The 14947-nt window shown below is 45.5% G+C and carries 13 protein-coding genes and 1 other RNA gene; all 14 read right to left on the reverse strand.

Annotated elements, in window-relative coordinates; genetic code table 11:
* Positions 1-8: 8 nt before the first annotated feature.
* Entirely contained in the window at positions 9-650 is a 642-nt protein-coding gene (gene tmk, locus IEU85_RS06495; protein ID WP_188355446.1) for a dTMP kinase, read from the reverse strand.
* 59 nt (positions 651-709) lie between these two features.
* Positions 710-3664 (reverse strand): type I DNA topoisomerase, encoded by a 2955-nt coding sequence (topA, locus tag IEU85_RS06500; protein ID WP_188355447.1) that lies wholly within the window; start codon positions 3662-3664, stop codon positions 710-712.
* 95 nt (positions 3665-3759) lie between these two features.
* Positions 3760-5016 (reverse strand): phosphatase PAP2 family protein, encoded by a 1257-nt coding sequence (locus IEU85_RS06505; RefSeq protein WP_188355448.1) that lies wholly within the window; start codon positions 5014-5016, stop codon positions 3760-3762.
* Positions 5017-5097: 81 nt separating this feature from the next.
* Complete coding sequence (locus tag IEU85_RS06510) at positions 5098-6300, reverse strand: YcaO-like family protein (protein WP_188355449.1); 1203 nt, start codon at positions 6298-6300, stop codon at positions 5098-5100.
* A complete protein-coding gene (locus IEU85_RS06515; RefSeq protein WP_188355450.1) occupies positions 6293-7336 on the reverse strand; it encodes an iron-containing alcohol dehydrogenase in 1044 nt (347 codons plus the stop codon). The genes IEU85_RS06510 and IEU85_RS06515 overlap by 8 nt, the downstream gene beginning before the upstream one ends.
* 3 nt (positions 7337-7339) lie before the next feature.
* Complete coding sequence (locus tag IEU85_RS06520) at positions 7340-8584, reverse strand: aminotransferase class III-fold pyridoxal phosphate-dependent enzyme (protein WP_188355451.1); 1245 nt, start codon at positions 8582-8584, stop codon at positions 7340-7342.
* A gap of 138 nt (positions 8585-8722) precedes the next feature.
* Positions 8723-9397: a class I SAM-dependent methyltransferase gene (locus tag IEU85_RS06525; RefSeq protein WP_188355452.1), complete on the reverse strand. Its 675-nt coding sequence runs from the start codon at positions 9395-9397 to the stop codon at positions 8723-8725.
* On the reverse strand, positions 9394-9912 hold the full coding sequence (locus IEU85_RS06530) for a hypothetical protein (RefSeq protein WP_188355453.1): 519 nt from the start codon (positions 9910-9912) through the stop codon (positions 9394-9396). Before IEU85_RS06530 ends, IEU85_RS06525 begins: the two co-directional genes overlap by 4 nt.
* Before the next feature lie 687 nt (positions 9913-10599).
* Positions 10600-11061 (reverse strand): DDE-type integrase/transposase/recombinase, encoded by a 462-nt coding sequence (locus IEU85_RS06535; RefSeq protein WP_188355513.1) that lies wholly within the window; start codon positions 11059-11061, stop codon positions 10600-10602.
* A gap of 9 nt (positions 11062-11070) precedes the next feature.
* Positions 11071-11268, reverse strand: a complete 198-nt coding sequence (locus IEU85_RS08905; RefSeq protein ID WP_188355514.1) for a hypothetical protein — start codon at positions 11266-11268, stop codon at positions 11071-11073.
* Positions 11238-11468, reverse strand: a complete 231-nt coding sequence (locus IEU85_RS06545) for a hypothetical protein (RefSeq protein WP_188355454.1) — start codon at positions 11466-11468, stop codon at positions 11238-11240. The genes IEU85_RS08905 and IEU85_RS06545 overlap by 31 nt, the downstream gene beginning before the upstream one ends.
* 240 nt (positions 11469-11708) lie before the next feature.
* Complete coding sequence (locus IEU85_RS06550; RefSeq protein ID WP_188355455.1) at positions 11709-12191, reverse strand: hypothetical protein; 483 nt, start codon at positions 12189-12191, stop codon at positions 11709-11711.
* Between the two features lie 108 nt (positions 12192-12299).
* An RNA gene (gene ffs, locus IEU85_RS06555) (signal recognition particle sRNA small type) lies at positions 12300-12396 on the reverse strand.
* Between the two features lie 72 nt (positions 12397-12468).
* A complete protein-coding gene (locus IEU85_RS06560) occupies positions 12469-14802 on the reverse strand; it encodes a sulfatase-like hydrolase/transferase (RefSeq protein ID WP_229714810.1) in 2334 nt (777 codons plus the stop codon).
* Positions 14803-14947 lie beyond the last annotated feature (145 nt).

Genomic DNA, 14947 nt, shown 5'->3' on the forward strand with positions numbered 1-14947 from the left:
TCAACTCTTTAATCACCAGTATGCAAGAGCATATCAATATCTTGTTTAATACTCTTCCATACTTCTTGAACTGGCAGTGACGCATCGATAACTTTCATGCGTTGTGGATCTTGTGCAGCTAACTCAAGAAATGCCTGGCGCGTGCGGTTAAAGAATGTATCACCTGCAGCTTCCATACGATCATCACTGTGTTGTAATCGCTGATGTGCCTGCTGCGCGCTCATATCGAGCACATACGTGCGTTGTGGCAGTACACCATCAATAGCAATATGCTGCAATTGACGCACTGCAGCATCATTGATACCTCGTCCTCCTGCTTGGTAGGCAAGACTAGAATCAACATAACGATCGCTAATTACTACTGCTCCACGCTCTAGTGCCGGTCGAATTACCGTATCAACATGTTGTGCGCGATCGGCGGCAAACAGTAGTGCCTCGGTACGGTCACTAATCGGCTCACTAAGCGCCATATCTGACGATTTCGCATCCAATAATATTTGGCGTAGCACTGTGCCAAGCTCTGTACCACCAGGTTCTCGCGTACACACTACTTCATACCCATACAGCTGTAGATAGTGTTCTAGCAGCTCCACTTGTGTGGATTTGCCAACACCATCAACGCCCTCAAAAGAAATGAAGTATCCTGCCACAGCACTACTTTCTACGTATCGTTTTCGTTTTGTGCTACTTACTGCCCCTTGTAAACATGCTATTTCTTTGCGCTAGCTTTTGCTTTTGCTGTTGTAGCACGCTTGGTCGTACTCGCGCTTTTCTTCTTGGTACTTGTCGTAGACTTCGACTTTGTTTTCGTTGTAGCACGTGTAGTACGTTTGCGCGTAGTCGGTCCCGCAGCACGCTTTTCTGCAAGCAATCGCGAGGCTTCTTCGACGCTAATAGATTCAGGCGTGAACTGACGAGGCAAAGTGCGGTTAGTTTCACCATCTGTAATATATGGGCCAAACCGTCCATCTTTAATCGTCACCGGCTTTTGAGTATCAGGATCAAGCCCAAGCTCTCGCAGCGGCGGCTTCGTAGCACCTCGACCTCTACCGCGACCATACTTCGGCTGAGCAAATAGCTCTTTCGCCTTGGCTAAATCTACGGTAAAGATTTCATCTTCTGAGCTTAATGAGCGTGTCTCTGGCTTTGCTGATGAAGCCGACTGGCCATCAGTTGACACAGCAGTTTTAGTCAAGTACGGACCATATCTACCATTATTGGCTTGTACGGTATACACCACGGTATTGCCCTGGTCATCATTTTCTTCTAAAGTGCCTAGTGTCCTTGGCAAACTCAGTAATCGCAACGCATCTTCTAGCGTCAATGATTCTGGGGTCATGCTTCTAAACAGCGATACCATCTTAGGTTTTGGCATATCCGTAGCCTTGCGACGAGTACGACGCTTAGGCTTTTCTCCCGCAGCTTCAGCGCGCTTTGCTTCTTCCTGAGCTTGGCGCTCTGCTTCACGCTCAGCCTCTTCTGCAGCTTTGACTTCCGGAGTTACTAATGCCACATACGGACCAAAACGACCCGTGCGTAATTCTACACTGCCTCCGGTTTGCGGATCAGTACCAAGAACGCGAGGTCCACCTGCGTTATGCTCGATCAAATCATGACCCACAGCAACGGTAAGCTCATCAGGCGCGAGTGTTTCTGGGATAGAAGCACGCTTAGGATTACCGTCATCGTCAAGATGTTTGGTATCTTCCAAATACGGACCATACCTACCTACGCGCACCTGCAAACCATCACCAATAGCAATGGTGTTAATCGCTCGCGCGTCAATATCACCAAGCTGCTCAACTTGCTCATGCAAACCGAGAGCAACATCTTCCTTACTCTTCGCAGAGTCAGCACCAGTACCGAAGTAGAAGCGCGTCAACCAATCCACACTCGTTTCATGACCTTGAGCAATCTGGTCTAACCCGTGCTCCATTTGCGCAGTAAACTCGTAATCAACATACTGCGGGAAATGCGATTCTAATAGTGTAATAACAGAAAATGCTAACCAAGAAGGAATAAGCGCGCGACCTTTTTCATACACATACCCGCGATCCATAATCGTGGCAATAATACTGGCATATGTAGAAGGTCTACCAATCTCTTTAGCCTCAAGAGTGCGCACTAGTGACGCCTCAGTATAGCGAGCAGGCGGTTGAGTAGTATGTTCATCAGCACTAACTTCACTTGCTGAAAGCACGTCACCAATCTGCATTTGTGGCAACGATTCACTCTGCTCTTCGCCTTTTTTCGCACTATTTTGCGTATGCGCACCCTGATCAGCAGATGAAGTTGCTTTACGCTTATCTACTGCCAAAAATCCCGGGAATGTAATCACAGTGCCAGACGCTTGGAATACTGCAGTACCAAGATTTCCTGCATCTGCCGATAGGCGCACTGTAGCTGTAGAGCCTGTAGCATCAGCCATTTGTGACGCTAACGTGCGCTGCCAAATCAGAGTATACAAACGCAATTGATCAGGAGGCAACACCGAAGCTAATTCTTCAGGAGATTTGAAACTAGAACCTGCAGGACGTATCGCTTCGTGCGCTTCTTGAGCACCGGCACTGGTCGTAACGTATTGTTTAGGCTCTGCAGAGAGATACTGCTTGCCAAAACGCTCAGTTACTTCTGCTCGCGCTGCCTGAATAGCTTCTTGAGAGAGCGTTACCGAATCGGTACGCATATACGTAATATAGCCGTTTTCATAGAGCACTTGAGCAGCACGCATAGTAGCTCGAGAACCCATTCCTAAACGATTACCTGCTGCCTGCTGCAAGGTCGATGTGGTAAATGGAGACTGTGGACGACGACGATACGGCTTCGTATCCAAAGACCGCACTACAAAATCACTACCTGCTACCGCATCAGCTAATGCATTCGCTGTCGCCTGATCAATAACTTTCACTCGGTCATCAACAGCGGCAGCAGTGAGCTTGCCAGAGCTATCAAAATCTTTGGAACCCGCAACCCGACGCTCATCAAGGGAAACCAAGCGAGCATTAAACGCTTCACTATCGCTATCTGCTGCCAATACACGCGCTACTACATCCCAATACTGAGCGCGCACAAACGCCATACGCTCACGCTCACGCTCAACAATCAGTCTGGTAGCAACAGACTGCACACGACCTGCAGATAAGCCAGGTCCCACTTTGCGCCACAGCACTGGGGAAAGTTCATAACCGTATAAGCGATCGAGCACGCGCCGCGTTTCCTGAGCATCTACCATATGAGCGTCAACATCGCGCGTATGCTCAAGCGAACGCTTAATAGCCGCAGGAGTAATCTCGTGGAATACCATGCGCTTTACTGGTACTTTTGGCTTAAGCGTTTGCACCAAATGCCACGCAATTGCTTCTCCCTCACGATCCTCATCAGTTGCCAGATAGAGTTCATCAGCATTTTTTAACGCGCGTTTTAACTCTGCAACTGTGGATTTTTTACCTTCGCCAATAATGTAATACGGCGCAAATCCGTTATTGACATCAACACCAAAGCGCCCGTACTGTTCTTTACTTGCTGCTGGAATCTGAGAAGGCTGGGCGAGGTCTCGGATATGACCGACTGATGCCATAACCTGATAATCTTTGCCTAAATACCCGCCAATTTTCTTTGCTTTGGTCGGTGACTCGACAATTACTAGCTTAGTGCTACCTGCCATTGTCTTCTCCTTCCAGTTCCTATCAGCATCATAACCACAAACTTGGAGCAATGCGGTATGCATGCTGTATTGCAAGCCACATTACCCCACCCACATTACCGAGATGCGGATTTACGCGATGGTGGCGCAGGTGGTGCGCCTAACATACCAAGGCGCGAAAGTGGCGATGCCGTAGCGTGGCGTAGTGCCAAAATAATGCCAAAGCCAAGCGATGGAAGCGCCAACCCTATAAAATTCATAGCAATATGCGATGCCCAAGTGGCCCACATAGCGTGGAACATAATGCCAGGAGCAAGCTGATACAACACATACCCTGCATACATCAGTGCGCATACTCCAATAGTAATCATCAGTGACGCAACAATTTGAATACTCGCAGAAGAAAGGCGCGTACCAGGAGCGTCCATACCAGAACCACCGGTAGCGCACAGCATAAGACATGCTAGACCAAAGACTAATAGCATCGCTGCAATAGTATCCCCTGGACGATGGAAACCGCCAACAATAACTGAAAATGCAACCTCAGCAGTGTATAGCGTTGCAAATACTGCGCATAGAGCACGCCACACTCGCGGCACCACACACAGCAGTGCGCACACGCTTACTGCTGCAATAGCAACATGTCCAGAAGGGGACGTATTTACCGCAGGACTTAATGTTGAATTGTCCATCATCGTACGTGGAAGCACGCGCTTCAAAACTTCTGCAGCACTAATAGCAATGGTCGCAAACACCACTATTTGCACTAATAAGCGCCAACGTTTGCGCACACATACAATACCAAGTGCTAGCACGCCAATAACAACATCAAGAATAAGACTCACTGAAATGCTGACTGGACCTACAGCAAAAGAGACAGCAAGTGCTCGTGCAGGCAGTCGCAATACTAAAGGCAGATTATCCGCGAAACCCTCAAGTACCATATTGTCGAGTTGCTGTCCGGCAAGCGTGCGCACCAGTAACCACCAACACCCTGCAGCAAGCGCAAGAAACAGCACACCGAATACTGCGCTCACACATAGAGTAATAACCTTAGGGCGGCGCTGCAGCGGATCATGCTCGCTGGCCTCACTCATCGTAGTCACACTCGGAGCAAACGTAAGATCCGGGAATGCTCCTACCGATGCAGGCACTTGCTCATTTGCGTGTGCAGTATCGTCAAGCGTCGCACTTGATGGTGAATGAGCACGCATATCTGCATCAGCATGCACAGCCGTATCCTGTGTAGCCGCATGATGAGACTCGGTTATGTCATGCGGCTCAGCTGTGGCATCGCGCATAGCAGGAGGTGCAGGTACCGGCGCACTTGAATCTATCGGCTGTTGTTTAGCTTGTTCTTCGGAGTGGTGCATGACATTGACTTTAGAGGTGAGTGAGGAAATTTGCAATGCAGAAAATGTAATCGACTTATAGATATATCGAATCGCAATATCTTAGAGAAGAGGCTCCCAATCAGCCAATGGCTTTCCACTTGGAACATAATTCCAAGACTCGCCTTCACTCATTGGTAGAGACAGTAGTTCAGGGACAAAGCTTTTAACAACTCGAAAACCCTCATTAGTCACTAACTCAGGAAGTCGATCGGTGAGATCCACCCAAATGTGACTTGCACCCGCGGCAACGATATCGCTACTTGTCAACAAGGCTTCCTCATGACAAGCTTGAACACTCGTATTTTTTGCTATCGCGTCCCAAGCTTTCCAAGCTGACACTCCCTTACGACTAGCCCAAAAGCTCATACGTTGCTCACTTAAGCCTGCAAAGGTATCGGTAGTTTCGTCCGATGACCGAGGCTTCTTTCGACTTATTATTTCATATAAAAGCGATCCTACTTGTAATGCTTCAATCGAAGCATGTAGTGCTGCGCAAGAGGGGCACATCATTAATGAACTTCCCACTGCAACATAGCCATCGTGAACGTTCCATGCAATATAGGTATACGCCGATCCAATGCTGGACTTTACACGATATAAATGTAATGGGAAATTGTGCTGTAAACGTTCGAGCTTCCTTGAGGACACACACTCGACACTAACTGACTGAACCCGTTCTATTTCACTCAAGCCGTACCACGCGCGTATCACAGCATCTCTCTCAATTAGTTCACGTAGACTCGAATCAATGGCTCTCTCAATCCCAAAATGCGATGCCGTTCCAGAAGGTGTGCCAAACCAGTGTTTTGCTTGCGCATTTTTGCTTGTGGGTAAGTTCACCCAGTCTAAGTCTACTAGCACAGTATCTATAGCCGTATAGCAGTTCTTCGACCTTGCACGTTGAGCATATACCCACTGCACGTCCTTTTCAGGCAAGGGCAACCGGAGCGCTTTAGTAATTCGAGGCAGGTCTACATCCACACCCATGGTGGTGTTGTGAAGATATCTATCTGAATCCAATGGAGGTCTTAACGCATAACGTTCGATAGCTTCTCCAACGCCTCGACGTAATACACCTACCATAGTTAAATCCCATGCCCCAACTCTGTCGTCGATACCGAAATCAGATGTTCCGAGCCTCTGCCCTACATCAATGATTAAATTGTAGATTGTTGGAGTCGAATTTACGGCGGTTAGATTATAGCTTGAAACTAATCCAACATTAGGGTCTAGAAGCTTTGAAAATATTCTTGGATCACACATATTGAGACGACATTTCTGAAAAGATTTGTTTTATGAATGCTGGATGCACAGTTCTCAGTGGGAGCAGACTCCCAGACCACTGGCTAAGTGTTTGTTTCACTAGCGCTTCATGATTGACATTCACTATACTCTTTGTCGCGTTTGAAGTTAGTGGCATGCCAACCCTCGTAACAAAGTCTGCTAAAGGCTCCCCTAATTCGCTTTCAAGCTGAGATAGAACTGTTTGCGAACCGTAACCAAATTCGCCAATATGAGACGCGACAGGCCTAATGAGGGCAATGCTGGCTTCAAGTTTTGTTACTTCGGCAAGAGACGAAAGCTCATTGGCAAGATACCAAAGTGGCCAGACCCAAACTGTATGCGATGCACTAAGCCGTATTTGATGAGTTTTAGCAGACAGTACAGCAATTTTAGACATTAGAGATCGATCCTCACCCACTTGTTCCATTTGAAATGCCTGCTCTGCATACCGACTGGCATTGCTAAACATTTCTATAAAACGTTTAGTATCCTCTGCTTCTTTGGTAACTAAAGCTATTCCTACAGTTCTCAAAACTACTTCGAGAACGCCATGCATTATCTGTTGCTTGGTGAGATGAGCGTATACAGTCGGATCATGTTTGTACACAATTTTGCCACTATATTGAGGCATCACAAGTCTCCGCCGACATGGACTAACTTGGAGGACGGCGTTTGCATTAGCCTCTGAACCTGTTCCGAGCGTAGTAGGAATTAATGTAATACCCTTAAAGTTTCCTCGTGGAATTGTAGCTATGCCAGCACGACCATGTGAAACAAAAGGTCGAATGTTCTCATCTTGATTACACCTCGCAAGCTTGACTTTATCGAGGATGCTGCCTCCACCAAACACGTACAAATTCTCATGTTGCATGGTAACCTTTGAAAGCTCCTCAACCTCTTGTATGCTGCATGTAGCCGTAACTGCAAGAGTTTCATCAGCAGAGTTTCTAAGTTCTCTGATAGTGTTCGGAGCACCAAGAGTATCCCAAATTTGGTCGTAAATAAGGAGTGTCATTGCTCACAACTCACCCATCTGTACAAGATCTCTGATCCCATTCTCAAGACGCCGAGCTGCTTCTTTCCATATTCCCATAGGTAAAGTAATTGGAGGGACAAGCTGAATTCCAGCCTCAGCTGATGGCTGTACAGAAATTCCATGGGAGAGAAAATGATCATGCAGCTTCAGTGCAGGAAGATCTCCCTTTACTTCGTTTAACAAGCTTTTGGGTACTCCTAAAAATCTAAATAGTCCCTGTCCTCTCAGCTCGCAATCATATTGACCAGCAATCCGCTGCAAATCAGAATCCACAACTGTACTCAACTGTTTGTAGATAGCTTCAATATCTACTGCATCAAGGAAATCTAGAACACCAAGAATAGCAGCCGTAGCCATAGGTGACCCTGCTTGGGTTTCACCATGAACGAATGTTGAATCAGTTCTCACAAACTCCCCTGCAACCGAGGGGGAAATCACCATGAGCGCACTTGCTTCAGTACCGTTCGTAAGACCTTTTGAAAAACCAATGACATCAGGAGATTCAGGCCATCCAAGCGAGGCAGCCAATTTCCCAAGACGATAAAACCCTACAGCAACTTCATCGGAACAGACCAAAAAGTTATGCCGCTCCCAAGCTCGGAAGATAACATCTAGAACTTCGAGCGATAGCGGAAATGCGCCTGTTCCACGTAACGGTTCGAGAATAACAAGGGCAACAGTCGAACCGCGTTCTACAAAGAACTTTTCCCATTGTTCTGGGTCATCTGCAGGTAAATGTATATATCGAGGAGATCTAGCTCCATACATAGTTTGATTGAGATTCTCGCCAGATATTTGCATCGAGTTAATGGTCATGCCATGGTAACTTCCTATGACACTAACTACAGTCTTAGCATTACCTTTTCCAACTAGCGCAGCACGTTGTAAAGCCAGCTTAACTATTGCATCATTTAAAGCCGAACCGCTTGTAGAAAATACAACAGCTCCGTCTACCCAGCCTATTTTCCCTAATAGTCTCTCTGCTACCTCGTGGGCACCGGGGTGGGAATGTCGAAACAGTGTCGCGTAATGAATCTTAGGATAAACACGTTTGATACGGTTCTCAATATATTTATTGCCGTAACCAAAGTTCACGTTCCATAAGCCACTGGTCAAACAAATGGCTTTATTTCCGTCACCAAATGTCAATTCATAGTCATCTGCACTTATAATCATCCTCGCAGGATTACCCATTTGTGAGGGTGGCAATAAGGATTCCCAAAGCATTCTACTCCTAAACACCAAAGATGAATGAGGTGGTTCTCTCATCAATCCCTGCAATACTATTGTATACTCGTTCAGTGGATTCAATCAACGAAAATCCGGCGGACTTCAGTTCATTTGCGAGTCTGTCAGGCGAAAGATTTAAGACGGTTGAGCTGTAGATACGGGCAATCGGATTAGGCTCTCCGACCGGCGTAACAATGAAGCCAATTTCCCGAGCGGAATCATCCATAATTGAGATATCATAGAAAAAACAACGCTCTCTCGTCCCATTAATGTCGCCTGCCCAAGTGTGATAAGTCTATCAACGCCTGCAAGACTCTCTGACGTCGAAATGTAAAATAGACCTTCCTTCTTGAGTGCTCTTCGTACGGAAGAAAAAATGGCCTGTCGCTGACTTTCATTGAAAAGACGAGCCGTACCTGCACCGAAGATCAAAAGATCAAAGTATTCTGGTGTCGGCTCCCATGTGAGAATGTCTTTCTGAAGAGAAAGGACACGACCAGATTCCAGTCCCATTCTACTCGCTCTTTCAACTAGTGCACTAAGTAAGACTGGCGACGAATCGACCGCCACATAAGTTTTAACTAAATTGGGTGACAAGCTGAGCAGTAGTCGACCTTCGCCTGCTGCAAGCTCACCAACTACTGCGTCTGAATCTAGACTCGCACCAGCTTGTTTAACCTCAGAGATCTCTGCATTATCATTATGAACTAAATTTCGGTAAATTTGCGCCCCTTCCGATCTGTAAAGATCTCTGCGAGTGCAATTAGAAAAAGATTTCGCAAAAAGCGAGGCAATATTTTCTTCTGTCATATGAGAACAATCTTCCTTAGACGTTCAAGAGCTTCGCGTCGCACATCATCATCTAGTTTCACACCAGGAAGTTGTTCAAGATTACGTGGATTCTTAATAGACAACAACAAACGATACATATCATACCCAAGAGAAAAAATTCGTCCACTATTTACATTCATACAGCGGTATGCTGACTTACTTCTTGCCAACAATAAATCATTGAACTCATCTGCTAATAATTCAAGTGGAAGATCGAATACAAATTCAGATCCTGTGTCCCGCATGCGTTTCGCCATTATTACTGCATAAATAAACTGGCGAGATAACGTTGGAAACTCTTCGCGTATCCGAACGATTGCATCAGATATTGGCCATGGCTCTTCCCTGCTACCGCTGACGATAGAACGCTCAACATCGAACAGCTCTGGGGCAAAACCAGATAGCTCAAAAACGACAGCAGGGTGGGTTACCAACGGTGGTAAGATTCCAGTCTCTTGAAATGTAAGGAAAATATCTCGTAAAAATTTTCTCATCTTCCTTTGTTTCGAAACTAACATAAGTAGGACCAAAAATATCCATATATGGCAATCCAGAAATCGAACAAGTTTCAACTATAAGACCATCATCAAAAAACGGCTTCGTCGCCTTCACTCCCCAAATCACCGAGCAGTTGAATATATGGTCGATCTATAGGGATACTACTGAACAGCGTCGTATAATTCCCCAAACACTCAGGGGACACCTCTGCTCGTACCCAAGCTAGACGAGGACGCTCGTTAGAATATGATGCATCTACTCCACTAAGGAGCTGTAAAACACGTGCTTGTGTAATATTATCCATTTAACCGATCATTGTTTAGTTGTAGAATGATCCTGCTTGTTGTTCAACTTCACGAGTGCGACTGTCCAGACAATAAGAGCTAATTCTATTACAATCGCTACTCCAAGCACATAGTACAACTCCATAATGGCGAGAGCTATGATAATTGGAACCATTACGCCGGTTATAACGGTGACTAATTGTAGTTGCTTACGGCTGTTTGAATCATTACTCACTTAGATACCTCTCTGATAAACTGTAGTATTTAGAATGCCTAAGTTCTCGAGTGGCTAATAATACGGTAATATCCATATTACCAGCCACCACTAACATCAATTATTTGAAATGCTAATAGCTGATGTTTTGGGACCTTGGACATTTTCTTGTAGAAAAGTGCTACTTATATAGTATAACCGCGCTTTGCGCGGTATTCAGGGATAGTTATGCCGGTTTTCGCGCGAAGCTTTTGTGTGTTATGGAACTTAATGTAGATCTGTATTGCATGTTCAAGTTCCTCAATCTTGTCCCACCTAAATCCATGATACATTTCGTTTTTCATGCGACCAAAGAAGCCTTCACACGCGGCGTTATCTCCACTGTTACCTTTACCAGACATAGAGCGTGTAATGCGAGCCTCACGACAGAGTTCAATCCACTCAATTGCTCGATAATGGCATCCTCTATCACTGTGTAATGTCACAGACTCATGTGGTTCAAGTGTTGCGACCGCTTCTTTAAGGGACTGTGTCGCTAGTTCTTCTTGAGCATTGCGTCGCAGCCGGTAGCTCACAACTTTACCGTCAAATACGTCAGTGATAGGTGGAAAGTAGAGCTTGTTCTCACCACAGCTAAATTCACTAATATCAGTGACCTAGGCCTCATTGGGTTTGGTACTATGAAAGTTACGTTGAAGAAGGTCATCTGGCACCGGTGTGATTTCTCCTACATAGTTGCTATACGGTTTAGACTTTTTCTTGCTAAAATGCACCGAAATAGAACAAAGCTTCATGAGACGTCTTACCACCTTTTCACTGAGCCTTATTCCTTCGCGATTAAGAGCTTGCCAGATGCGATGCGCGTCATAGGTATAGTGTGCTTTTGTGCAATCTGCTCGATAACAGCTCGATACACCTCATATTTTTGGTTGGGATCTTCATGATTACGATGATAATAAAAAGTTGAAGGGGCCATTCCGGCAATGTCAAGAAGTACTGGCAAAGGAAACGCAGCTCTTATGGCATCAATAGCTCGAGCTGTCAAATGCGCCATGCAGCTAAAACTATCGATGCCTAGTTTTTTTAATCGCCCTGTTCTTTCAACAGTACCAGCTTAGCAGTTTTTTCATAAGCATACTTTTGAGTGTCTCAACATCATCAGGCAACTCACTAAGATACTGTGACACCGTTGGATGTTCCAGCTTATTTTGCTACTCCACAAGCTCTTGCACCCCTTTATCAGTGCGTGAACGTCTCGGTACTAAATCCAATGTTAAACCTGCTTTCTTAAGGCTTATCCATGGATAGATTGCTCAGGATTGTCAATATTAAAACGCCTAGCAGCAGCTAACACTGAAATATTTTCCGTGCAGACAGCTTCAACAACCTGAGCGCACTGCTCTACCGTATAGACATTTTTAGCCTTCTTTGACTCTTCGTTTCGCTTCTTAAGCTTGCCGTTCTTATATCGTGCTTTTACCCACACTGCAAGCACCGGCCGTTTTGGATACCCAATATAATTTGACGTGGCACTATAGCTACCAATATGCCAGTACATTGTTACTGCATAAACCATATCCTCCTCACTATATCTGCGAGTTCCAGGAAAATCACGAGACAACAATGTCCCAAGCTTATTTCTTTCTCGTACCCAATTAAGCAGTACATGAACATCGGCAGGATACCCTAATTCCCGCCGAGTCTTATACACAGACCTTAGACGCCAATACGTAACCACTGCCTTCTTCTTCTGTTCCTCAGAATACCGAACATTCATTGAAAAACCTTCCAACATTATGTCCGTGGTCCCGAAGAGTCGTGGACGAAAAGTTCCTATAAGCCAAATGCACTCGTCCGCAATCAACACCAAAACGGCTAAAATGGCATGAAAAAGCCCCTGCGCACCCGCCAGAGACCGCTTACCCTTGCTGCATTCCTGCCCTGGGGGGATTGGGCGGCATGACGCCACACAGGGACCGAGTTCCTACTATATACCACAGCATGAACTATTGCAACTCGTCATTATTGCAACTCGTCACTACTGCAAACTTACCTCACTGACCAGTAGTCGTTTGCTCAGACTGTGTTTGTTCTGCCTGAGTGTCACTTGGCTTGGTTTGCTCACTGGCACTTTGCTCACTGGCATTTTGCGCATGTGCTGCTTGCTCAGTTGCTTGTTCTTTTGCCGCTTGCTCAGCCTGTTGTTTAGCTCGGGCAGCAATTGCCGCCTTATCAGGAGCCGGAGTCTCACCAGCATTCTTAGTGCCAGGTTCTATCTGCTGCTCCTGAGCACTCGTATCCTTCGGCAACGACATAAATGCAGTATCCTTTAAGTATCCCTCACCAGCAGTGATGTCGTATTGAATAAGCTGATAGTCATGCAATAATTCCTGCGTTTCCTTATCTGCTTGACGAATATCCACGCGGTTACCTTGAGCGTCTAAATAAATCGCCTGACCGTCAGGAATCCTCGACCAACCCTGAATTTTATTAACTACCGGCGGTTCCATAGCAGGCACTTTGGCATGCAGAGCAGTCAAGAATGCAAGATATGGGCTAACTTTTGCATTCATATGTTCCGCGGCCTGCGCCATAAAGAAATTAGGAGAGGTATACAATGCAGTGCTATCAGGGAGCTTAGTACCAGCCGAAGCAGAAGCCTTATTAGACCAAATAAAATAGTCCGTTTCATGCAAGGCTACTGAATTATTGTCATCGCGTCCTGCAGTAGCATACACACCCGGCAAATGATCACCATAGAAAATTACCGTAATCGGCTTATTGATATTATCTAACTGATTTAAGAATACCTGTGTCTCATTATCAGTATAATTAATACCTTTTGCATACGTCTGAATCTGCTGCGTCTCGTCAAGTCCAAGCGGCATGCCAGTAGTACTCGACGCTACAAACTGATTATTGCTATACCAATTATCGTAGCTCATATGGTTTTGCATGGTGAGTACTGAAAGGAATTGACTTTTATTAATATCAATTTTTTCCAACAAACTCTGGTATGCAGAAGAATCATTCACATAAGGACTACTGTCAATACGTTCTTGATGCGCAATCACATCTGGCTTATTCAACGTCCAAAAATGTGTGAACCCAAACTTCTTGTAGTTGCTTTCACGGGAATACATCGACGCCTCATATGGATGGAAGGCTTGCGATTCTTTGCCATTATCCCACATGCGATTTACTGTAGGAATCCACGATAATTTCGGAATCAGCTGCTGATATGGAGAACTCAGCGAAGCATCAAAATTAGCCATAGAAAGCCCAGTCATTGCCATAAATTCCATATTGGCAGTGCCGCCGCCATAACCAGCAGAGAGCATATATCCACTAGTACTGTTCTGTTTAATTTGACGAATTTGTGGTATAGGATCTTGGTTCAGCTGCAAACCGGGAACGCGCGTTGGGTCAGAAAATGACTCAGAAAGCACCATAATCACTGTGGAATCATTCATATTGTAGGCGCGTGATTCATTAATTTGATGTGCCACATTCGCGTATTTGCGCACCAACCTATTCATAGTAGCTTGCGAATAGTCGGATGGTTCCTCCATAACTTTAGGGTTCACAAAGCGCAAAAATCCCATAAGCGTGCCATTAGCTTGAGCATCAATTACAGAATCCCAGAGTTTTGGAGAGTCACCAAATGCTGTTGCAAATCTATTAGCAGGTGAACCGGCAGTAGAAACACCAATAGTAAATAATGCCAATAATGCTGCTAACACAGCTGCAATACCAGCCCGCAGCGCAATACCCAAGGCGCGAATACGTGTGCGAATAATATACTTTCTTCCATCACGATGCGCCAACGAATACACAATAACTAATACCGTAAGCGTGAACATTGCCGCGCCAGCAATAAGACGATCTAAACCTGGGGGCGTAAAATCAAACATATTGCCGGCATCATGCTTCAAAAAGTCCAAATCAGATGGCTTTACCGTTTCAAAGCGGATACCAACTTTTAGACGCTCTACTACCGCACAAAAACCAACTAATAACAGCAAAAAAGCACTTGTGGACCAAAAACGATTAGTTAATGCTATCAATATGCCGTATAGCGCGCTAATAAGCAGGAAGTTCAAGAAAAATTGAAGCTCACCTTTACCAGTAAACGCTTTACCAATAAAGCCGCCGTAACCCTGCAAAGGTTCTACTGTCCACACACACCACTGCAGCAAACCAATAGCAATAAAGACTACAAAGATGAATGCGATACCATATACCCACCAAGCCATTGCAGGACGCTGAGCTGGACGCAAATTCAACGCTTTCAGTTGCTCAAATTCCTCCGCAGATAGTTGGGTAGTATCAACAACTCCAGGCTGTTCCTGTAATCGTTGAAGAACATCATCCATATGGTTGTCCATATCACTCCTTGCATGTCCAGCATGCCTCATACATAAGCCCTATAGAGCGCGAGAGAACTGCGTAATAGTGTAATCTCAGCTCAAGTCTAAGCGCCACAATCTACACCATCTTCAGGAATCTAATGATAAATGCTTACAAATTCTC

Source organism: Galliscardovia ingluviei, from assembly GCF_014635685.1.
Classification (GTDB): domain Bacteria; phylum Actinomycetota; class Actinomycetes; order Actinomycetales; family Bifidobacteriaceae; genus Galliscardovia; species Galliscardovia ingluviei.

Coding starts and splice junctions, on each gene's coding strand:
- IEU85_RS06520 (WP_188355451.1), bottom strand. CDS start 8,584: ATGCTTTGGGAATCCTTATTGCCACCCTCACAAATGGGTAATCCTGCG.
- topA (WP_188355447.1), bottom strand. CDS start 3,664: ATGGCAGGTAGCACTAAGCTAGTAATTGTCGAGTCACCGACCAAAGCA.
- IEU85_RS06560 (WP_229714810.1), bottom strand. CDS start 14,802: ATGGACAACCATATGGATGATGTTCTTCAACGATTACAGGAACAGCCT.
- IEU85_RS06510 (WP_188355449.1), bottom strand. CDS start 6,300: ATGTGTGATCCAAGAATATTTTCAAAGCTTCTAGACCCTAATGTTGGA.
- IEU85_RS06545 (WP_188355454.1), bottom strand. CDS start 11,468: ATGGCGCATTTGACAGCTCGAGCTATTGATGCCATAAGAGCTGCGTTT.
- IEU85_RS06525 (WP_188355452.1), bottom strand. CDS start 9,397: ATGACAGAAGAAAATATTGCCTCGCTTTTTGCGAAATCTTTTTCTAAT.
- IEU85_RS06550 (WP_188355455.1), bottom strand. CDS start 12,191: ATGAATGTTCGGTATTCTGAGGAACAGAAGAAGAAGGCAGTGGTTACG.
- IEU85_RS06530 (WP_188355453.1), bottom strand. CDS start 9,912: ATGAGAAAATTTTTACGAGATATTTTCCTTACATTTCAAGAGACTGGA.
- IEU85_RS06505 (WP_188355448.1), bottom strand. CDS start 5,016: ATGCACCACTCCGAAGAACAAGCTAAACAACAGCCGATAGATTCAAGT.
- IEU85_RS06515 (WP_188355450.1), bottom strand. CDS start 7,336: ATGACACTCCTTATTTACGACCAAATTTGGGATACTCTTGGTGCTCCG.